Annotated in this window: 20 protein-coding genes and 1 pseudogene; 8 read left to right on the plus strand and 13 right to left on the minus strand. The window is 63.0% G+C overall.

Going from position 1 to position 18,987, the window contains the following annotated elements; translation table 11 throughout:
* Positions 1 to 116: 116 nt before the first annotated feature.
* Positions 117 to 1,634, plus strand: coding sequence for an FAD-dependent oxidoreductase (locus NDY25_RS21985; RefSeq protein WP_233366373.1), 1,518 nt, complete (start codon positions 117 to 119; stop codon positions 1,632 to 1,634).
* Positions 1,635 to 1,702: 68 nt separating this feature from the next.
* Here NDY25_RS21985 and NDY25_RS21990 read toward each other — a convergent pair whose 3' ends face one another.
* From NDY25_RS21990 to NDY25_RS22015, 6 genes are all read right to left on the minus strand, one after another.
* On the minus strand, positions 1,703 to 2,278 hold the full coding sequence (locus NDY25_RS21990; protein WP_256627681.1) for a MarR family winged helix-turn-helix transcriptional regulator: 576 nt from the start codon (positions 2,276 to 2,278) through the stop codon (positions 1,703 to 1,705).
* 54 nt (positions 2,279 to 2,332) lie between these two features.
* Entirely contained in the window at positions 2,333 to 3,019 is a 687-nt protein-coding gene (locus NDY25_RS21995) for a glycosyltransferase family 2 protein (RefSeq protein WP_043889218.1), read from the minus strand.
* Positions 3,016 to 3,612, minus strand: coding sequence for a class I SAM-dependent DNA methyltransferase (locus NDY25_RS22000; protein ID WP_168957615.1), 597 nt, complete (start codon positions 3,610 to 3,612; stop codon positions 3,016 to 3,018). The genes NDY25_RS21995 and NDY25_RS22000 overlap by 4 nt, the downstream gene beginning before the upstream one ends.
* On the minus strand, positions 3,609 to 4,370 hold the full coding sequence (locus NDY25_RS22005) for a PIG-L deacetylase family protein (RefSeq protein ID WP_168957616.1): 762 nt from the start codon (positions 4,368 to 4,370) through the stop codon (positions 3,609 to 3,611). The genes NDY25_RS22000 and NDY25_RS22005 overlap by 4 nt, the downstream gene beginning before the upstream one ends.
* Positions 4,358 to 5,353 (minus strand): acyl-CoA dehydrogenase, encoded by a 996-nt coding sequence (locus NDY25_RS22010; protein ID WP_168957617.1) that lies wholly within the window; start codon positions 5,351 to 5,353, stop codon positions 4,358 to 4,360. Before NDY25_RS22010 ends, NDY25_RS22005 begins: the two co-directional genes overlap by 13 nt.
* A 109-nt stretch (positions 5,354 to 5,462) precedes the next feature.
* Positions 5,463 to 5,831, minus strand: coding sequence for a response regulator (locus NDY25_RS22015; RefSeq protein WP_168957618.1), 369 nt, complete (start codon positions 5,829 to 5,831; stop codon positions 5,463 to 5,465).
* A 74-nt stretch (positions 5,832 to 5,905) separates the two neighbouring features.
* Between NDY25_RS22015 and NDY25_RS22020 the strand changes: the two genes are divergently transcribed.
* A complete protein-coding gene (locus NDY25_RS22020; protein ID WP_168957619.1) occupies positions 5,906 to 7,174 on the plus strand; it encodes a two-component system sensor histidine kinase NtrB in 1,269 nt (422 codons plus the stop codon).
* Positions 7,175 to 7,287: 113 nt separating this feature from the next.
* Here the strand turns inward: NDY25_RS22020 and NDY25_RS22025 are convergent, their stop codons facing one another.
* Entirely contained in the window at positions 7,288 to 7,575 is a 288-nt protein-coding gene (locus tag NDY25_RS22025) for a hypothetical protein (RefSeq protein ID WP_043907281.1), read from the minus strand.
* A gap of 476 nt (positions 7,576 to 8,051) precedes the next feature.
* On the opposite strand from NDY25_RS22025, the gene NDY25_RS22030 reads away from it, so the two are divergent.
* From NDY25_RS22030 to NDY25_RS22040, 3 genes are all read left to right on the plus strand, one after another.
* Positions 8,052 to 8,363 carry a hypothetical protein gene (locus NDY25_RS22030; protein WP_023904038.1) on the plus strand — a complete coding sequence of 104 codons (312 nt, stop codon included), beginning with the start codon at positions 8,052 to 8,054 and terminating at the stop codon, positions 8,361 to 8,363.
* A 78-nt stretch (positions 8,364 to 8,441) separates the two neighbouring features.
* Complete coding sequence (locus tag NDY25_RS22035) at positions 8,442 to 8,858, plus strand: hypothetical protein (protein WP_168957620.1); 417 nt, start codon at positions 8,442 to 8,444, stop codon at positions 8,856 to 8,858.
* Positions 8,855 to 10,204 (plus strand): PQQ-dependent sugar dehydrogenase, encoded by a 1,350-nt coding sequence (locus NDY25_RS22040; protein ID WP_168957621.1) that lies wholly within the window; start codon positions 8,855 to 8,857, stop codon positions 10,202 to 10,204. Before NDY25_RS22035 ends, NDY25_RS22040 begins: the two co-directional genes overlap by 4 nt.
* Positions 10,205 to 10,302: 98 nt before the next feature.
* On the opposite strand, the gene NDY25_RS22045 is transcribed toward NDY25_RS22040, so the two are convergent.
* Positions 10,303 to 11,241, minus strand: a complete 939-nt coding sequence (locus NDY25_RS22045) for a universal stress protein (protein WP_168957622.1) — start codon at positions 11,239 to 11,241, stop codon at positions 10,303 to 10,305.
* A 14-nt stretch (positions 11,242 to 11,255) separates the two neighbouring features.
* The gene (locus tag NDY25_RS22050) at positions 11,256 to 12,164 is read right to left on the minus strand and encodes a bestrophin family protein (RefSeq protein ID WP_115040020.1); all 909 of its coding nucleotides are present in this window, start codon (positions 12,162 to 12,164) and stop codon (positions 11,256 to 11,258) included.
* A 200-nt stretch (positions 12,165 to 12,364) separates the two neighbouring features.
* Here NDY25_RS22050 and NDY25_RS22055 point away from each other — a divergent pair, with 200 nt between their 5' ends.
* The 3 genes from NDY25_RS22055 to NDY25_RS22065 all read left to right on the plus strand — a co-directional run bounded on the left by NDY25_RS22055 (position 12,365) and on the right by NDY25_RS22065 (position 15,554).
* On the plus strand, positions 12,365 to 13,804 hold the full coding sequence (locus NDY25_RS22055; RefSeq protein WP_168957624.1) for an ATP-binding protein: 1,440 nt from the start codon (positions 12,365 to 12,367) through the stop codon (positions 13,802 to 13,804).
* Positions 13,797 to 14,441: a LuxR C-terminal-related transcriptional regulator gene (locus NDY25_RS22060; protein WP_006448782.1), complete on the plus strand. Its 645-nt coding sequence runs from the start codon at positions 13,797 to 13,799 to the stop codon at positions 14,439 to 14,441. Before NDY25_RS22055 ends, NDY25_RS22060 begins: the two co-directional genes overlap by 8 nt.
* Positions 14,442 to 14,510: 69 nt before the next feature.
* On the plus strand, positions 14,511 to 15,554 hold the full coding sequence (locus NDY25_RS22065) for a Gfo/Idh/MocA family protein (RefSeq protein ID WP_168957625.1): 1,044 nt from the start codon (positions 14,511 to 14,513) through the stop codon (positions 15,552 to 15,554).
* Positions 15,555 to 15,572: 18 nt separating this feature from the next.
* On the opposite strand, the gene NDY25_RS22070 is transcribed toward NDY25_RS22065, so the two are convergent.
* From NDY25_RS22070 to NDY25_RS22085, 4 genes and pseudogenes are all read right to left on the minus strand, one after another.
* Positions 15,573 to 15,824: a hypothetical protein gene (locus NDY25_RS22070; protein WP_168957626.1), complete on the minus strand. Its 252-nt coding sequence runs from the start codon at positions 15,822 to 15,824 to the stop codon at positions 15,573 to 15,575.
* Positions 15,821 to 17,176, minus strand: a complete 1,356-nt coding sequence (locus NDY25_RS22075) for a TFIIB-type zinc ribbon-containing protein (RefSeq protein ID WP_256627682.1) — start codon at positions 17,174 to 17,176, stop codon at positions 15,821 to 15,823. Before NDY25_RS22075 ends, NDY25_RS22070 begins: the two co-directional genes overlap by 4 nt.
* Before the next feature lie 18 nt (positions 17,177 to 17,194).
* A complete protein-coding gene (locus NDY25_RS22080) occupies positions 17,195 to 18,346 on the minus strand; it encodes an SPFH domain-containing protein (RefSeq protein ID WP_168957628.1) in 1,152 nt (383 codons plus the stop codon).
* Positions 18,347 to 18,595: 249 nt separating this feature from the next.
* Positions 18,596 to 18,872, minus strand: a pseudogene (locus tag NDY25_RS22085) (hypothetical protein).
* Positions 18,873 to 18,987 lie beyond the last annotated feature (115 nt).

Raw genomic sequence — 18,987 nt, forward strand, 5'->3', positions numbered from 1 at the left:
GCGCACCGGCCGGGCCAAGCCGGCAGTGCCGGCTGAATATGTGCTACTTGCACTCTTTTTTCGATGGGCCTAAGCTGCCGCCAAATTAAGTGCATATTGCACATATGTGGATGGCCATGAACGACGACAAAGACCTCGATGTGCTGATCTGCGGCGCCGGTGCCGCCGGCCTGACCCTGGCGCTGGAGCTGGCGCGCCGGGGCGTGAAGTTCCGCTTGATCGACAAGATCAGCGAGCCGTTCGGTGGCTCGCGCGGCAAGGGCATCCAACCGAGAACGCTGGAGATTTTCGAAGACCTGGGCATCGCAAACCGCCTGGCAGCCGTGGGCGGCCCGTATCCGCCTGAGCGCACTTATGCTCAGGACGGCAGCTACACGGACGCCGCACCCGATCGTGCGGAGCAGACCATGACCGAGCCGTTTGCACAGCCATTGATGGCCCCGCAATTCCTGACCGAGCGCGTGTTACGCGAGCGTCTCGCCGAGTTCGGGCATGCCCCGCACTATGGATGCGAACTGGTCGGCCTGGAGCAGGACGCAACCGGCGTGAGCGTGCAGGTAAGCGATGGCAGCGGGCCGCAGGTGATCCGCAGCCGCTACCTGGTGGCAACCGATGGCGGCCGCAGCTTTGTGCGGCAGGCACTCGCGATCGATTTCCCCGGCAAGACGCTGGGCGTGCGCGCAATCGTGGCCGACGTGGTCATCCGTGGTCTGGATCGCGCGTATTGGCACCGCTTCAACCAGGCGTCGATGCAAACCCAGATTTCGTTTTGCCCGCTGGCGGGGACCGATTGGTTCCAGATCCAGGCACCGGTGCCGCTGGAAGGCGACATCGATCTGTCGGTCGGCGGCCTCAACGCGATGATCGCCGCGCGCATCGGCGACACCGCCATCCGCGTCGAGCAGGTGTTTTGGGCATCGGCATATGCGATGAACGCGCGACTGGCCGACCGTTACCGCGTTGGACGTATTTTGCTGGCTGGCGACGCCGCCCATATCCATCCACCGACTGGCGGGCAAGGGCTCAATACCAGCGTGCAGGATGCCTACAACCTGGGTTGGAAACTGGCTGCGGTAGTGCGCGGTGCGTCCGAGAGCCTGCTCGACAGCTACGAGCAGGAACGCCGGCCAATCGCTGCCGCAATGCTGGGACTGTCGGTCAAGCTGCTCGACGCAGCCAAACAGGGCGACTTGCACCGCGGTCGGCAGACGCAGCAACTGGACCTGCACTACGACGCCTCTGCATTGGTGTGGCCGACACTGTCTGCGACCGCAATCGCATCCGGTTCGCGCGCACCGGATGCACCCTTGTTGGGCGCAGCAGGGCAGGCAACGCGCCTGTTCGAGCTGTTCAAGGGACCGCACTGGACGTTGTTGGCTTACCAGATCGCTGCACACGTACTGCCGTGTTATCCGGGTGTTCGCAGCTATGCGATCGGTAGCGACGGCGATCTGCAGGATCCGGGCCAGCAGATCGAACGTGCCTATGGGCTAGCAGCGGGCGATCTGGTGCTGGTGCGACCGGACGGCTACGTTGCCCTCACCGGCCGCATCGAGGCAACGCAGCGCATCACCGACTACCTGCACACGGCAGGTGTTGTTGCGACAGAGCATGCCGAATTCGAGTTGATGTGATCATTCGAATCGACAAGTGTGAAGCTCCCGCGCACTTGTCCTTCAAGTCGCAGAGATGACTGGGCCTCTTATGGAACGCCGCGTTTGAGATCGTCCGCAAACTTGCGCATGAGCCGCACCAGTGCATCGAGATCGCGCTCTTTCCATTCGGAAAAGATGGCGAACCCGATCTTCTTGCGCGCTTCATCGACCTTATCGGTCATCGTCTTTCCCTTCCTGGTGATCACCGCTTCGCGCACGCGATGATCGGCAGCGCTCTCGCGCCGGCTGACCAGGCCTTGTTCTTCCAGCTTTGCAATCTGCCGGCTGACGGTGGTGTAGTCGCGCCCCACGCGATCGGCAAGTTCGACCACGCCGATCGGCCCGAACCGTTCCACCAATACCAGCAGCGGAAATTGCGCGCGCTCCAGGGAGATCCCGGCCTCCAGAATCATCGCTGCATCGCGCTGCGGTTGGTTCATGACGCCAACGATCTCAAGCAGCGCGCCATGCAGCTCACGCAGTCGTGCACCTTCAGGCGTGTCTTCGGTTTTCTTCATCAGGGCAGTGCCTTGCGTCCAATGGGTGCATTTTACACTCACTGATGACTGGCAGCAGCCTGTCATACATGACGATCGTGCAGACTGCAGGACATGCGCGTGCATGTCCGATCTGTCGTAGCTTGATCACGTGTCGCCGTTAAACCGATGGCTGTTTTGCTACGCGTTCTTGCTGGGCACAGGACTCATCGCCATGACGGCGGCTTCCAGACGGATCAGGTAATCGCTGAATCCGCCGGTGGCGCGGGCGTCGCGGCGGGCGCTGGTGTTGACGACCGGGGTGACCAGGCGCGCGATGTGCATGCCGGCGTCTTCCAGTGCGCAGACCAGGGCGACGTCTTCGCTGGAGGTGCGCGTGGAAAAACCGCCGGCGGCCAGATAGGCGGCTGCGCTCATGCCCAGGTTGGCGCCGTGCACATGCGGATGGCCGTCACAGCGGATTTCCGTGTCCATGAAGGCTTTGCGCGTCTCCGGCCGAAAGTCGCGCCAATCGCCGACCTCCACGACACCGCAGAACACATCGGCCGCACAGCCAAGCTGTGCCGACAGCCAGTCCGGTGGCACGCGGGTGTCGGCGTCGGTGAAGGCAAGCCAGCGCGCACCGCGGGAGATTGCCGCAGAAGCCGCTGCCGCACGCGCAATGCCGACGCCGCCGCTGGTCTTGAGCGTCATGGCGCCATGCGAACGGGCAATGCTACCAGTGAGGTCGGTGCAGCGGTCGAGCGCGACATGGATTTCCACGCGCTCGCCATACAACTGCGGATGCCGGGCCGCCACCAGGATGGATTGTAGACACTGCCCAATCAGCGCTGCTTCGTTATGCGCCGGAATGGTCACCGCAATCATCGCAGGCGCTCTTGTTGCGCAATCGACGGTCCGGCCATCCATGCCTGCAGCACGAAATCAGGGTCTTCATACGTGCACAGCGTCTGCAGCGCCAATGCATCGTTCAATCCTTGATGCACCCGCTCTGCACTGCGCAGCGCGCCCTGGAAGTCGTGACGCCAATGACAGGCGACAAGGCAACCGCGCTCGCTGAGCGATTGCGCAAACAGTGCAGCGGTTTTTTCGAATGCGGCATCTTCCAGGTAGTAACCGACCTCACTGAACACGATCAGATCGAAGCTGCCATCCGGCCAATCCGCAGGATGCGCCGCTCGTTGCAGGGTCACATGGCGCATCTGGTCGACGCGCGCACTCGCCAGATCGACCGCCTGCTGAGAGAGATCGGTGGCCAGCAACGCGTCGCAGCGTTGCCCGAGTGCTGCAGTGAGTTCTCCGTTGGAACAGCCAAATTCCCAGCCTTTTGCAAAGCGCCGATAGGGCAGGGTGCCGAGCAGGATCTCGCGTTTGCGCTGCTCGTACCAACGCGAGCGATAGCCGAACGGGTCGTCGTCGGCATACAGCTGCTCGAAATGCGCGACGCTCAAGGCCGTCATCGGATGAACACCTCAAAAGAGCGATCGAACCGTTCCAACACGTGCAATGGCAGGATCGGCGCCGCAACAGCCGGCGTGCACTGACCGATCTGCGTTGCGAAACACTGGATGGCCTGCCGCTTCGCCTCCATCACTGCGGGAGCCAGATCGAATCGGGTCGCACGTTCGTCGGTAAAGACGCCGTCGTCCGGTTGCGACCAATGCCAGGCCCAGACCGGGTATTGCAGCAAGCGTGCACCGTGGGTGTCGCAGGCAGCCTTGGTGGCGCGCGACGCGGCTTCGTGATCGGGATGGCCGTCGCGTTGCCAGGTCACCAGCACAGTATCGTTTGCATCCAGCAAGCCGCCCACGGCCTCTGCAATGCGCGCCTCGCACGCAGCCAGTGCGCCGTCACCCAATGCAAGATGGATCAACGCGCCTGGCAACAGACCCAGATGTCGAACGGCTGCGTCCAGCTCCAGCCGACGCGCAGGGCCAAGCACATGCGGCGCCCAGCCCGGTTCGTCGGGATACGCCAGCTCGCCATCGGTGAGCGCAATAATCAGCACAGGTACACCAGCCGCGCGTGCAGCTGCGATGAGCCCACCGCAGCCAAGCACTTCATCGTCGGGGTGCGGCGCGACCACGACCAGCCGACGGCTGCCTTGCAGCAGTTGCGATAGCGAGCTGCGCGGCATGCCACTCAGACACGCTGCATCGCGCCACACCGACTCGGGTGTGCCTGCACCTTCGATTGCCTGGCCGGTCAAATCTTCCATGCGAGATCCTGTTGATGGCAGAGCTCACCCAAGGCTTGCAGATCGCGTTCGCCATGGTGTTGTCGGATGAAGACCGACAAGTCGGCGCAGCGCTGTGCATGCACGCGGTCGCCGCAAAGCGGGCCGGGGCCCAGTGCACGACCAACCCGATCGAGCGTGTCGCGCGCCACTGCCTCGACAACACTGCGTACCTGCAGCACGCCGCGCATCTGCGGATCCTGCGGTTGTGCGTCAATCTGTTGCGCGAGCTGACGCAACAACGCACCAGCAGCGGCCAGGCCTGCGTCGATGGCGCCCAGGTGCGCGGCGGCGTGCGGATCGCGGCGTACCCGAGACGCTGTGCGCAGCACATTGGCAACGGCGTTGGTTGCGCCAAACCAGCATGCGGCGATGCCTGCACCACCATGCCAGAACCCTGGCCGTGTCAGATACGCATCGCTCGCTCCAACCCGCTGCGCGGGAACCCTGGTGAAGGTGACATTGGCGGTCTCGATGTCGCGCATGCCGATCGCCTGCCAGCCACTTGCATCGATCTGCACACCGGGTTGATTCAACGCCACCGCAAACAGACAGCTGGCACCGGCGTGCTGCGTGGTCACCAACGCGTGCGTGACCTGGGCCGCGCCAGAGCACCACGCCTTGGTTCCTTCGAGCGTGCTGCCGGTAAATCGCATATCCGAACCCGGTGGCTCCGCTGCCCACACAGCCCAGCGTTGCCCAGGTTCGATGACATCGACAGCCAGATCGGCGCAGATGGCCTGCGCGTCGTAATGCGCTTCCAGAAATTTGGCGACACACAAGTCTTCCGCAGCGATATCGGCGAGCAGCTGCCAGCGTTCGGTAGTTCGGCCGCGCCCTGGTAAAGGGAGCACAGGGTGATCGCGCAACCAACGTTGCAGCATTGATTGGTTGAGCCCGTTCTTTGCATCGTGGTTGTCAGGCGATAAAAAAGCTGGATCGTTGGATGTAATGCGTGCGCTCATCGCAAGGAAGCTAAGCAGCGAGTGGTGCAAAGCGTGTGAGGCGCTCAACCGATGACATCGCTGCGAAGCGGACCATGCAATTGGGGGCCGCGCTGCAGCCGCCCTGTTTCTAGTGCCCCACGAACGCCTCAATCTGTTGCACCAGACCACGGCGCGTGTAGGGTTTGCTCAGGAAGATGGTGCGCTCGGGCAGCCCGTTGGGCGAGCGGCCCAGACCGGAGGTGAGGATGGCTGGCACATTGTTGCCATTGGAGCGCAGGTAAGAGATGAGACCATAGCCGTCCAGCAGGCCCGGCATTTGAAGGTCGGTAAAGAGCAGGTCGATGCCCGGATGGTTGTCGATATGTTCGAGCGCTTCCTGGGCGTCTACAGCAGTCACAACCGCATATCCAACATCCGACAGCAACAGCGAAGCGATCTCAAGGGTGTCAACATCGTCGTCGACCACGAGGATCAGTTTTTCGTTCTTGAATTCCATAAAGCAGGTGTTCTAAGGATGCCCGCACCACATTACGGTCCCGACGCGAAAGGCATGTGATCGATTTGAGCACGATGAACACAACGCAGGATTTCCCCGATCATCGCTACCGGCAAGTGGTCGAACTCTCGCTGGATTCCATCAAGGAGATTTCGCTGGATGGGCGTGTCAAATTCGTCAACGCGCATGGTCTGGCACGCGTGGCGGCAGAGCATGCCAGGTCCATTGTGGGCGAGCTTTGGTCGTCGTTGTGGCCTGAAGAATTCAGGCCACGCGTGGAAGATGCGCTTGCGGCTGCTGGTCAAGGAATGATTCGTCAATTCGAGATCGAATGCACCAGCGCAGATGGCCAACACCAGTTCTGGCTGGTATCCACCAGCCCACTGCGCGATGCGCACGGTGGTATCGAGGGCGTGCTTGCGGTCAATCGCGACATCACCGAGCGCCGGCAATCGCAGCAAGCGCTACGCACGCTCAACCAGACGCTGAGCGCCCACAACGACCCGCTGATCAGACAAAGCGAACTGGCAGACGCGATAGGCCACGAACTTCACGGCGACATGGGCGACGAGCGTGCCGTCGAGGACGAGCTGGACATCGCACGTGCAGCCCAGCGACTGGCCGAGACCGTGGCCGAGCGGGCGCAGGAGGGAGAGGCCGTTGGGCAATTGCTGGCAGGGGTGGTCCACGACCTCAATAACGTGCTGCAAACCGCGGGCGCTGCCATCGAAGTGGTTCAGTCTCGCGGCGCTGTCATCGCCGAAGACAGGAAGATTCTGCGCATGGCCGAGGGCGCTTTGCAGCAGGGCTCGATCATGGCGCAGCGGCTGCTGGGGTTCGCGCGCAATCACCCGTACGCACCCGAAGAGGTGGATCTGAACGAGCTGGTCGCACGGCTGCTGCCCTTGCTGCAACAGGCAGCGGGTAACAAGGTGTCTATCGAGTGGACACCGGCAGCGATCAGGAGCGTGGTGTTGGTCGATCCGCACACATTGGAACGCGCGCTTTTGAATCTGGTGATCAATGCACGCGATGTCTGTGGCGAGCACGGCAAGGTCGGTATCGCCGTGGCACAGTGCACGCTTGCCGATACCGACGAGGTAAGCGCTCGCCGCAGTGGCGACTACGTCACCATTGCTGTCAGCGACAACGGCAGCGGTATTACGCCCGAGGTACGTGAGCATTTGTTCGACGCCTACTTCACAACGAAGCCGGCGGGGAAGGGCACCGGCTTGGGCTTGGCGCAAGTCGACGGCGCAGTGAGGCAGGCCAATGGGTTCATCGATGTGACATCCGAGCCCGGGCAGGGCGCGTGCTTCACGTTGGGGTTCCCTGCAGTTTGACTGCTCTGGCCAGGTTGAGGCATCGCCACCGGGCAAGACTCCCGTACATCTACAGAATCGAGCTTGGGTGGGTCTTCATCGATCGACACGATGCCTCGAACGGCGCACCCATGTCAGCTGTCTTCAAGAATGCCCAACGCCGAGAGCTTGCATCTGCCCATCCATTGCCTAGCGTAATGCCTCGCAGCAAGTTGGGTATCGAATCTGACATCCGGCGGTTTGTAACCGCGCAGGGTGATGCCATCTTCGAAAGAGACAAGAATTTCCGGAGCGTACAAGGCACCTGCCGGCGCCGTGTGCGCCGTCAATCGGTAGTGACCGATGTTCCGGATCATGGTGAGCCCCATACACACCTCAGTGCCTGCATTGAGCGGCTTGAACCAGTAAGGCTTGCCCAGCAAGAAGTTGTCGATTCCAGATTGGGCGCTAATTTTGCAACTTGCAAGGAATCAACGAGCTTCATTGCTGCTGTTTGCAATGAAGCTTTAAACACGGCAGATCGCATACTGCACAGGTCGCTCTTAGATAAAAGGATTCATAAAGCAGCGGAACGATTTCATTGCCGGGCTTGTTACTCGATACAGCCAGCGGTGGCGATTAGAAATTGATCAACCAAATGGTGTTCCGAAAGCAATCCACCGCAAATAAAATCGCAACACACAGCGGACCTCGATCAACAAAAACTACTCACCACGCATCATTGCTGACGTGAATCCGGACTCGAGGCGTGTGCACGTTGTGTGAGATGGCTGACATCAAATCCTTGAAACTTGCAGAGCCAGCTAGGTGCAAGCTTGACGCCACCCAACCGGCACGCAAAGCGTGAGCTGCCATCGACTCACAACACCGCGACGGTCCACAGACGATCATTGCGCGCATGAACAGCAGTAGCCAGATCTCGGTGCGCGCATTTTCCGCTGCACCCAAGAACACCGCGAGCGATGCCAGCAGTCTCATCGAAGTGCATCTGTCCAGCAGCCCGGATCCGCGCTGGCGTGCCTGCTTCAACTTTGTCCTGCAAGGCCGGGAGATCGCGTACCTGCAGGACAAGCCGGTGTTCGACCACGCGAGCTTCAAGGCCACGCTGTTGCCCGGATACGCGGATTCCTTCCGGCAGGAACTGCCAGAGCTCATCGCAGCGGCAAGCGCGCTTGCGCGTGCCCAGACCAACAAAGACGCCAGCCGCTAGCATCCACATTGCGCTTCTCATCACATGCCCGCTGGCAGCATCAAGCCACGTCCAGACCTCGCCCCCAATGAGTCCGCCATGAATTCAACTGCGCTTCCCGCCCGGTCCTGGGCAATCCACCCATTCCATGCCGCCGTGCTCGGTGGCGTGTGGCCACTGTTTCTCGGCGCGCTACTGAGCGACTACGCTTACTGGAGCACTTACCAGATCCAGTGGAGCAACTTTGCCTCCTGGCTGCTGGTCGCGGCGATGGTGCTGACCAGCATTGCGCTGGTGTGCGCGATCGTTGGATTCGCGCGTGGAAGCCGCAACGTCATCTACATCATCGCGCTCGGCGCGGCATGGATCGTGGGCTTTTTCGATGCCTTGCATCATGCGCGTGACGCCTGGGCAGTGATGCCGGCGGCACTGGTGTTTTCGGCGATCGCAGCCGCGTTTGCGTTGGTCGCAACCTGGGCGGGATTGTCCGGCCTGCGCGTAGGAGGTGCACGATGAAGCGTCAAACCATCACGATCATTGCAGTGTCCGTGCTCGCTGCAGCACTGGCCGCCTGCAACAAGGCGCCCGAGCTCAATCAGCGTGGCGCTACTCCGGAGCTGCCGGAACCGGACCGCGGGCTGATGCCCGACATGACCATCGCCAAGCCCACCGCGTGGGGCGACCGGCGTCCGACCGTGCCAGCCGGCTACCGCATCGCTGCGATCGCCACCGACCTGGGCATTCCGCGCCAGACCCTGGTGTTGCCCAATGGCGACATTCTGGTGGCCGAGGGTCGCGGTGGCGGCGCGCCCAATCTCAAGCCCAAGGACGTGATTGCCGGCGCGATCAAGGCCAAGGGCAATACGTCGGTCAAGAGCGGCAACCGGCTGACCTTGTTGCGCGATGCCAATGGCGACGGCACCTATGAACTGAAGACCGTGTTCGCCGACAAACTTAACGCACCTTACGGGCTCGCACTGATCGGCAATGCGCTCTATGTCGCCAACCAGGATGCGTTGGTGCGCTTCGACTATCGCGAAGGGCAGACCAAGGCGAGCGGCGCGCCGGCCAAGGTCACCGACTTGCCCTCGGCCATCAACCATCACTGGACCAAGGCGCTGACGGCCAGTGCCGACGGGCGCTACCTGTATGTGGCGATCGGCTCCAACAGCAACATCACCGAGCGCGGCATGGCGGTGGAGATCGATCGCGCGCAGATCTGGCAGGTGGATCCGGCAACCGGTGCGCACAAGCCCTACGCGACCGGCATCCGCAACCCCACCGCACTGGCGATCCAGCCTGGCAGCGGTGCGTTGTGGGCCGTGGTGAACGAGCGCGATGAAATCGGCCCGAACCTGGTTCCCGATTATCTGACCTCGGTGCGCGAAGGCGGCTTCTACGGCTGGCCTTACAGCTATTGGGGCAAGCATGTGGACACACGGGTGATGCCGCAGGATCCGCAAAAGGTCGCATCGGCCATCGTTCCTGACTACGCGTTGGGCTCGCATGTCGCTGCACTCGGCGTTGCATTTTCATCTGCAGCGATGGGGACGCAGTTTGCCGACGGTGTGTTCGTTGGCGAACACGGCAGCTGGAACCGCGACCCACCGGTCGGATACAAAGTGGTGTTCGTGCCGTTCCGCGATGGTCGCCCGGCAGGCGATGCGATCGACTTCGTCTCCGGCTTCCATGGCGACGATGGCCTGACTCGCGGCCGTCCGGTCGGCGTCACTGTCGACCCACGTGGTGCGCTGATCGTTGCTGACGACCTGGCCAATACCATCTGGCGGGTCACGCCTGATGCCGCGCCCAACGCCGTGCCGAATCCCGCACCTGAGGCGGCGCCCGCTTCACCAAACTAAGCGGCGCAGCGACTCACTTCACTGCCAATGCCCGGTTCCGCAAGGAGCCGGGCATTGACGTGTCTGAAACCACAAAAACAGCTGGCCTGTTGCGATCCTCACCCATGCAGCTGAAGACGCTGCACGCGTGCAAGCAGCCGGCTCGCCAGACCAGGCTCTTGCCCCTCAAGCGACGGCCCCATCGGGACCCGCAATGCCGGAGCGCGCAGCCGGCCGGGTGGCAGGCAGATCAACACGCACGGCGTCTTCGCCAATGCGGCATGCAGCGAGGAGCGCCAGACACCGCGACGCACCACGGCATCGTGTTCGACCACCAGCACATCGGCGCGGGCACGTTTAAGCAAGCTGGCGATTTCGCGCCGTGGGTTGCCGACCGCCACGTGGATGCGCACGCGTAAGTCGTCGTCCTGCAACTGCGCGGCAAGCTCGCTCAGCCAATGGCTGGCTGCCGATTCGGTCAAGGGTTGGTCGTTGAACAGGCTGTCCATCAGCAAGCCCTCGCTGATGTCTGGCATCACATGCAGCAGATGCAGGTCTGCGCCGCGACGACGTGCCAGCGCCGCCGCATCGCGCAAGGAGTCCAGGCTGGTTTCGCGGCCGGTGATCCAGCAGGCGACATGCCCACCCACTGCGCCATCGCGCGGCAGCGCCTCGGCGTAGGGCAGGGTCAGCATCGGCGTGGCCACGCGCTGCAGCACCCGTGCACGCAGGGAGACATGCAGCGGCCGCGGCAGGCCGGTGCGTTCGGAGGGCGGCATGATCAGCAGCGCATCGTTGCGGCTGCGGCAGAACGAGACGATACCGGCCGCCGCCGGGCCGCTGCTGAGCGCACGTTCGCAGCCTGGGTAGTTGGACGCTTCGGCAAAGAAGGAGTCCAGCGATTGTTGCGCCTGCGCACGCTTGCCCTTGGCATGCACGTGCAGGATGGTCAGGCGTGCACGCAGGCGGTCGACCAATTGCGCCACCGTCGGGATCGCGGCATGGCAGGTCTCGGAAAAGTTGGTGGCAAAGATCAGCTGGGTGGGCGTGGTTTGCATGGCTGTGTCCCTGGTCAGTAGATGAAACCGTCGATGGCGCGCACCTCGCGCAGCGGCACGCGCTGGCCGAGCATTTCGCGCAAGGTCAATTCGATCCCGCGTGACAACGCGGTCATCGGGGTGTCGTGCACGGTGTTTTCGAACGGGTCCTCGATCGCGCTGCTGGCGCTGTCGATCGCGATCAACGTGAAGCTGATCAGCACCGAGGCGATCGGCATCGCCAGGCCCATGCCGGCGATCAGGCCAAGCGGCACCAGCCAGCAATACAGGTTCACCAAGGCGCGCGGCAGCGACGAAAACTGGCGTGGCAACGGCGTGTTCTTGATGCGCTCGCAGGCACCCTGGATATTGGCAAGCGTGGTCAGGTTCGCATCCAGCGACGACCAGCGCAGGCTGTCGAGCATGCCCAGGGCACGGGCCTGCTGCAGCTGTTGCCCCAGGCGCAAGGTCAGGGCATTTGGGATGTTGGCATAGACGCGCAGTGCGTCGGCGCGCTCTGCGCCGAGCAGCCCGGCCAGCTCCGGAAACGGATTCTGCTTGCGCAGATGGCAGCGCAGCGCATGGACGAAGGCCACCTGATGCACCACGATGTCGTCGCGCAGTGTGACCTGATCTGGATCGGCTGGATCCACATCCAGTGCGGTGAGCGCCTGCCGGGCGATCGCACGCGAGGTGTTCACCAGCGACCCCCACAGCTGACGCGCCTCCCACCAACGGCCATACGCGGCATTGGCGCGGAACGCCAAAAAGATCGTCAGCGCCGATCCCAGCTGCGCAAGCGGTAGTGCTTCGATCGACAACCAATGCCAATCGACAAAGGTGTAGAGCCCGGCCACCGCGCAATCGAAGGCCAGCAGCACCAGCAAGCGCTTGTAGGTCTTTGGCCAGATACGGCGCAGCGGAAACGTATCGCGAAGAATCATGGGAGGCGGTATCGACGTGGGTGCCGCCATTACACCCAGCCTCCACGGATGTGTCTGCCATCCTTGCGCCAGCGTTGGACGGTCACTGCGCCGTCAAACGATGCCGTCCAGCTATCTTTCGATAGGATGCAATAAGCGGGCGCCGCCGCAATGCTGTGACATGCGCAACGCTGGTCGATGATTGGGAACGTGGTGAAGCGATGGACAGACTGAGATTGCCGTTCAAATGGCGCGGGCAGGTGGTCAGGCTCAATCGCGCTCCCACGCTGTGGGCGTCGCTGGCCATGCTCGCGCTGCTGGTGCTGGCCGAGTGGTACTCACACCTGGGCGTGTCGCTCGGGCTGCTGTACATCCTGCCGGTGGTGCTGGCAGCCACCGTGCTGTCGCGGCGAAATATTGTGATTGCCGCCGTCGCCTGTGCGGCGCTACGCGGTCTGTTCGTCACCGAAGAATCGTTGGTCGAGCAGGCCTTGCGCTTCTTCATGGCGACCATTGCCTACGCCGGCTGCGGCCTGCTGGTGGCCGAGATCAGCCGCACCCGCCGGGTGATCCTCTCGCACTACGTGCAGTTGCGTGCCGAACAACGCCTACGCCGGCGGCTGGAACGGCAACTGCGCCTGCTTGCCGAGAGCAGCCCCGCCGCATTGCTGACCGTGGCCGGCGATGGCCGTATCGTGGCGGCAAACCGAGCCGCCCACGAAATTCTCGACATGGCCGAGGAGGGCTGGCTGCAAGGGCGCGCCGTGCGCGATTTCCTGCCCCTGCTCGACGATGCGCTCAGCATGAGCGCCAACCTCGACGGCATGCGCACCTCGGCCAGCACCTGGGGCCGGCGCGACGATGGCAGCACCTTTCCTGCAACCACCTGGTTCTCCGTCTACGAAGACAGCGAGGAGCGCCATGTGGCCGCGATCCTGGTCGACACCAGCGAAGAAGTGCGCGCGCGCGAATCGGCGCACTTCGACGACCTGCTCAAGAACAATCGGCTGCTCGCCGGCGCGGTCTCGCATGAGATCCGCAACCTGTGCTCGGCCGCCGGCGTGGTGACCTCCAATCTTGCCCGTCATCCGGCCATCCGCGCCGATCCGGACCTGGCCGCATTGCAAAGCCTGGTCGCCGCATTGATGGAACTGGCTTCGTTCAACCTGCGCCGGCAGACCCCGCATGCGGCGCACGAGACCCGCCTGCAGACCCTGTGCAGCGAGTTGGACGTGATCATCCGCTCGGACTGGGACGACATCGATGGCCAGCTGCTCATCCAGATCCCGGCGGACTTCCCGGCGGTGCACGGCGACCGTCATGCGCTGTTACAGGTGCTGCTCAATCTGGCACGCAACGCGCTGCGTGCGGTGCAGCCGTTGCCGCAGCAGCGGCGCCAGCTGATCGTCAGCGCCCGCGTGGAGCAGGGCAGTGCGGTGTTGAGCGTGCGTGACGCCGGCCCGGGCATCGCCGAGCCCGGCCGCTTGTTTCAGCCGTTTCGCAGCGATAGCGATGGGTCCGGATTGGGGCTCTACATCTCGCGCGCCTTGATGAGCAATCAGGAGGGCGCGCTGCGCTACGCACCGGGAGGCGAGGGCGCCTGCTTCGAGCTGCACATGCCGCTGGCGCATGCACCACTGGCGGAGACGCTGGATGGATGAGTCGCGGCGTAATCCGGTGCGTCTGTATCTGCTCGATGACCACACGCTGTTCCGAGAAGGCCTGCTGCGCCTGCTCGGCGCCGACGCGCGGTTCGATGTGGTCGGGCAGTCCGGCAACCTGGCACAGGCGATCGTGCAGATCGCATCGCTGGCACCGGACGTGGTCATCCTCGATTACGACATCGGCGAATACAACGCGCTGGACTATATGCGGCGGCAGGCCGACCAGGCCAAGCGCCCGGCCACCCTGGTGGTCACCGCCGGGCTCCCCGAGCGCGATGCATTGGCGTTGATACGCCTGGGCGTCTCGGGCATCTGCCGCAAGGACGTCTCCACCGACGAGCTGATCGACAGCATCCACGCGGTTGCGATGGGCCGTGTATTGATCGACCAACGCTACCTGCAATCGCTGGTCGCCCAGGACACCCAGGAAAGCCGCCCCAGCTTTACCGAACGCGAGCGCGAAGTACTGCGCGGCCTGTTGCGGGGCCAATCCAACAAGTTGATCGCCCGCCAACTCGGCAGCTCGGAAAGCGCCATCAAGGCCACGTTCCAGCAATTGTTCAACAAACTGGACGTGCGCTCGCGCAGTCAACTGGTGATGGTGATCCTGCAGGACTATCGCGACCTGGTTTGAGCCTTGCCACCCTGATGGACATGCGCCGTTTGCTAGCATGCAGTCACCTGAAACTGCGAAGGCAACAGCATGGCGCCAATCACATTTCCCGAGCCCGAGCTGTTCTTGCCAGGGCAGGGCGAGCCATCGCTGCGATGGGGCATCTTGGGTCCAGGGCTGATCGCTTCGGCATTCGTCAGCGCGCTACGCAAGCACACCAGGCAGCGGCCGTTCGCGGTCGCCTCACGCAATCCCGCGCGTGCCGACACCTTCGCAAAAACCTGGGCGATGGAGCGTGCGTACGACAGCTACCAGGCGCTGGTCGACGACCCCGAGATCGACATCGTCTACGTTGCCACGCCCCACAGCGAGCATCTGGAGCATGGCTTGTTGGCGTTGCGCGCCGGCAAACATGTGTTGATCGAAAAACCCATCACCACCTGCGCGGACGATGCACGCGTGCTGGTGCAGGAAGCACGCGCGCGCGGCCTATTCCTGATGGAAGCCATGTGGAGCCGGTATCTGCCGCACACCTCGGTGCTGCGTAAACTGCTGGCCGATGGCGCGATCGGCGAGGTGCGGCATGTCTTTGCAGACCTCAGTCAAATCGGCCCCAATGATCCGATGCATCGGCAACGCCGACCGGAACTCGGCGGCGGAGCATTGCTGGATCTGGGTGTGTATACCGTGCAGTTCTCGTCGATGATCCTGGCTGCACCCACCGCCATCACCGCAGCCGGTGCGCTGACCGACACCGGCGTGGATGCGTTTTCGACCGTTGTGCTCTCGCATGCAGGAATCGCGCAATCCACCCTGATCAGCTCCATCGTGGCCCGCAGCAGCTCGGTCGCCTATGTCACAGGCAGCGAAGGCCGCATCGACCTTGCAGGCGACTTCCATAACCCCACAACCCTGCGTCTGGTCGGCAACGATTACGCCAGCCAACCGGCGCTATGGGCAGATCCGACCGGCGTCAACGGCTACGACGGGCTGTCCTGGCAAGCCACTGCTGCCGCACGCTATATCGGCGAAGGGCGCACGGAGTCTCCGCTTCATCCACTCGACGAAGTGGTCCAGATCATGACCACCCTGGATGTGGCGCGCGCGCAGTTGGGCGTTGGCACCGCAGCTTAGGACCTCAAACAGCCGCTCTTAATCTGTATCCCGGCGTACGCGCGTTCGGTAGGCCGCCACATTGGCGCCGTCGATGTGCTTGGCTTGCGTGCCGGTGATCGTATCGATCTTGCGGTCCGAGCCGGTCACTGGCTTGGCATCGACCGTCGTTTCCCGCTCGAAGGCATGCGACTGGTCGGTATTGCGGTAGTACTGGTACAGCACCCAATACAGGGCAGACGCACCGACCGGGCCGGCCAGCAGTAACCACAGTCCGTTGTTGTCGCTCATGCGGTCACCGCCACGATCCATAGGGCAATTGCTTCGATGACGGTGCCGGCGGTGAGTGCGGCCAGCAACAGTTTCCACTGCTGCACCGGCACGCTGCCCATGGTCTCGCCGGTACGGCCGTTCACCGCGATGTAGTGCAGCATGCCGCCGCTACGTCCGGGCTGGTGGTACGAGTACAGCCACACCGGCAGATACATCGAGACCCAGCGCGTGCCATGGACATCCAGCCGCTCCACCTCCCAGCGCACGCCGCGGTCGTAGCGGCGCACCGAGCTTTCCACTTGTACGCGGGCGATCGACAGCAGCTGGTCTTCCAGTCGTGGCCTTAGCTGCTCGACATCGCGGTCGCGCTTTTCCGAGGTGAACCCCGCCAGATACGACGCGTTCCACTTCACTGCATTCTTGGTGTCGAACGGCAGGATCGTATTGATGATGTTGTTGGTGTTGACCCGGCTATCCAGGTTGCCGCGCTCGGCAGACGATTCCAGCGGCAGATCGTCCACCGTGAATTCCACCTGCCGCTGCACCTGGTACACGTCGGCGTCGTAATAGGTGCGCTTGTTCTTCTCGGTGCCTTGCGTGTACTGCCGCGTCTTGATCTCGCCTATGCCGCTCACGCTGGTGCTAACGCTGCCGTCCACGATCATATAAGGCAGGTAGACACCCACCACGTTCTCGGGCGTGAATTGCTGCTTGAAGGCCTTGAGCGCAAACAGGCGCCGCTTGTCCACGAACTGACGGATACGCGCCACGGCATCGTCTTTGTTGATGTGGAAGGGCAACACTGCGTCGGGCACCGCGCCGTTGGCCACCTGCTCGTTGACGCCGAACACATGCCGGCACCAGTGGCAACGCGCCGTCATCGTGCTCTGCGTATTGATGGTCACCTCGGCGCCGCAGCCTGTGCACTTGAAGCTCATCAGGCTGGCGGCGTCTGCAGCGATATCCTGAGCGCCCGACGCGATGACCGTGCCGCGCAATTGGCCGATGCCTTCGCCGAATCCGAACACTTCTTCCACCCGCGCGCCGTGCCATTCGTGACGACAGAACTGGCAGACCAGCAGATCGGTGCCGAGCTTGGGCCGGATATCGCTGGCGCCGCATTTGGGGCAGCGGTTGAGGCCGTCCCTGAGCTCGGCGGCGGCCGTGTCGATGGCCAGCGGGTCAGGCGCCTGCAGCTCGTTGCGGATTGGAGCGGGCAGGGTGGCCGGGGCGAGCTTGAAACTACCCGGCAACGGCGGTACGTCCTGCGGCGAACCGGGGCCGGTCGCAGACGCTGCGGGCAGCGGCGGCAATGGGGGAGGTGTCGCCGGCAACGGCGGCGGGATGCGGGAGTTGGAGGAGTCGGACATGATGGCGGCGCGTCTCGCTTACAGGCCCAACGCCTTGGCTTTTGCCGCGTTGTAATCGTCCTGCGTGATCAGCCCAAGGTCCAGCATTTCCTTGGCCTTCTTCAATTTGGCGACTACATCGTCGGCAGCGGGTGCGGCTGGCGCAACCGGCTGTTGCAAACCGCCAACGCCACCCACCAGGCCGGTGGCCATGCCCACGCCTACCAAACCTGCGGCGCCGCCATGTTCGCCCGCAGACTGGATGCCCTGCGCCACACTCGCCTGCAAATTGGAATTGCCGCGTGCGCCCGCCAGTGCGTCGGCGCGCTGTACGGTCTTGAGCAGTTCGCGCGTAGTCGCGTCGTATTCGATCGACACAATGGCCGTCTTGACGATGGCCAGACCGCGCTCGGAGTTCCACTGATACGCATGCTCGACCGCATCGGACAGACTCTTGGCGAAGCCGAGCGAATCCTGCTGCAGCCGCGCGATGCGGTTGCCTTTGCCCGGATCGTTCGTATACAGGCTGAAGGCCGGCGCCAGCGCACTCACCACTTCGTTGAACAGCTGGCTGGCAGCAGCGTTGTCCAGATCAGTGAAATCGAACACCTGGCCCGGCTGCAGGTAGCGCGCCGGCACGAAGTTCTTCACGAACAAAATGGGGTCGACAATCTTCAACGTATACGAGCCACGCGTGATCGCGCCGACCTGCGTCCCAAGAAAGCCATCGTCCCAATAGATCTCCGACTGCGTGCCGAATCGGTTATCTGGCAGCTCCTTCAGCGACACGAAGAACGCGGCCTGTTGCGCACCCGGCTGGCCACCGAACTTGAAGCGCTCCCAGCTCTGCCGGATCAGCGGCGTCACCAGGCCATCGCCAGCGAAGATCGACTGCGCATTGACATCATCGGAGCGCCATTCGTAACCACCCGGCTCGGCGACAAACCCGGTGATCGCACCGTCCTGCAACAACAGCAGCCCGTAACCCTCGGGCACGACGATCTTCGAGCCGTTGCTGATGATGTTCGAAGACGCGCTGGTGTTGGCACCGCGCCCGGCGTTGCTTCCACTCGGCACCGCAGCGAACAGCGCGGCGGTGGATGGCAGGCCAGCCGGCACGGTGTAGAAGTCCTTCCACTGATCAGCAAGCACGCCACCGACTGCACCTGCTACCGCCTGCAAAAGACCCATGACAACTCCCTGTAAGTGGTGACGAGATATTGATGATGGGTGTTGCGCCCACCGCGTTCGCCGCACTATATCAGCAGCGCACTGGCGTTATGGCGTCGCCCATCAGGCATGGCGTGGTGGTGCTGCAACAACGTGTCGCGGTGCGAGCTAGCGCACGATGCAACAGACACAAAAAGCCCCGCATGCGCGGGGCTCTATCGCGGTGTTATCGCCGCCAATCGCACAAGGGCGCAGCAGCCGCTGTCAACCTTACGGCAGATCGCACTTGAGTTTCGCGTCCACGTAATAAGGCTTGGGAACCTCCGGATTCGTGCTGGTCTTTTCGAACACCACCTCGAACGAATCCAGATCCGGCTTGCCCTGACGCTCCCGTGCAGGCATCCTGCAATTTCTTCTTGACTGCCGCGATGCCAGCATCGCGATTGGCGCCGTCGGCGCTGTTGGTCAGATTGGCGACCTCGGCAAATGCCGGCGAACTCATGCCCAACAAGCCAGCAACAACCATAAGAGCGTGCAGCTTTTTCATACAATCTCCTTTGCGATGTCTTTAGATCTTCCGGGGGTCATGGACGCCAGCGGCGATCAAGGCTTGGCGAAACAGGGCGCCGCGAGCTGTCCAGCCCGGCGCAGCATAGGCCGGT

It is taken from the genome of Xanthomonas hortorum pv. pelargonii (assembly GCF_024499015.1).
Lineage (GTDB): Bacteria > Pseudomonadota > Gammaproteobacteria > Xanthomonadales > Xanthomonadaceae > Xanthomonas > Xanthomonas hortorum_B.

Coding starts and splice junctions, on each gene's coding strand:
- NDY25_RS21985 (WP_233366373.1), top strand. CDS start 117: ATGAACGACGACAAAGACCTCGATGTGCTGATCTGCGGCGCCGGTGCC.
- NDY25_RS21990 (WP_256627681.1), bottom strand. CDS start 2,278: ATGCACGCGCATGTCCTGCAGTCTGCACGATCGTCATGTATGACAGGC.
- NDY25_RS21995 (WP_043889218.1), bottom strand. CDS start 3,019: ATGATTGCGGTGACCATTCCGGCGCATAACGAAGCAGCGCTGATTGGG.
- NDY25_RS22000 (WP_168957615.1), bottom strand. CDS start 3,612: ATGACGGCCTTGAGCGTCGCGCATTTCGAGCAGCTGTATGCCGACGAC.
- NDY25_RS22005 (WP_168957616.1), bottom strand. CDS start 4,370: ATGGAAGATTTGACCGGCCAGGCAATCGAAGGTGCAGGCACACCCGAG.
- NDY25_RS22010 (WP_168957617.1), bottom strand. CDS start 5,353: ATGAGCGCACGCATTACATCCAACGATCCAGCTTTTTTATCGCCTGAC.
- NDY25_RS22015 (WP_168957618.1), bottom strand. CDS start 5,831: ATGGAATTCAAGAACGAAAAACTGATCCTCGTGGTCGACGACGATGTT.
- NDY25_RS22020 (WP_168957619.1), top strand. CDS start 5,906: ATGAACACAACGCAGGATTTCCCCGATCATCGCTACCGGCAAGTGGTC.
- NDY25_RS22030 (WP_023904038.1), top strand. CDS start 8,052: ATGAACAGCAGTAGCCAGATCTCGGTGCGCGCATTTTCCGCTGCACCC.
- NDY25_RS22035 (WP_168957620.1), top strand. CDS start 8,442: ATGAATTCAACTGCGCTTCCCGCCCGGTCCTGGGCAATCCACCCATTC.
- NDY25_RS22040 (WP_168957621.1), top strand. CDS start 8,855: ATGAAGCGTCAAACCATCACGATCATTGCAGTGTCCGTGCTCGCTGCA.
- NDY25_RS22045 (WP_168957622.1), bottom strand. CDS start 11,241: ATGCAAACCACGCCCACCCAGCTGATCTTTGCCACCAACTTTTCCGAG.
- NDY25_RS22050 (WP_115040020.1), bottom strand. CDS start 12,164: ATGATTCTTCGCGATACGTTTCCGCTGCGCCGTATCTGGCCAAAGACC.
- NDY25_RS22055 (WP_168957624.1), top strand. CDS start 12,365: ATGGACAGACTGAGATTGCCGTTCAAATGGCGCGGGCAGGTGGTCAGG.
- NDY25_RS22060 (WP_006448782.1), top strand. CDS start 13,797: ATGGATGAGTCGCGGCGTAATCCGGTGCGTCTGTATCTGCTCGATGAC.
- NDY25_RS22065 (WP_168957625.1), top strand. CDS start 14,511: ATGGCGCCAATCACATTTCCCGAGCCCGAGCTGTTCTTGCCAGGGCAG.
- NDY25_RS22070 (WP_168957626.1), bottom strand. CDS start 15,824: ATGAGCGACAACAACGGACTGTGGTTACTGCTGGCCGGCCCGGTCGGT.
- NDY25_RS22075 (WP_256627682.1), bottom strand. CDS start 17,176: ATGTCCGACTCCTCCAACTCCCGCATCCCGCCGCCGTTGCCGGCGACA.
- NDY25_RS22080 (WP_168957628.1), bottom strand. CDS start 18,346: ATGGGTCTTTTGCAGGCGGTAGCAGGTGCAGTCGGTGGCGTGCTTGCT.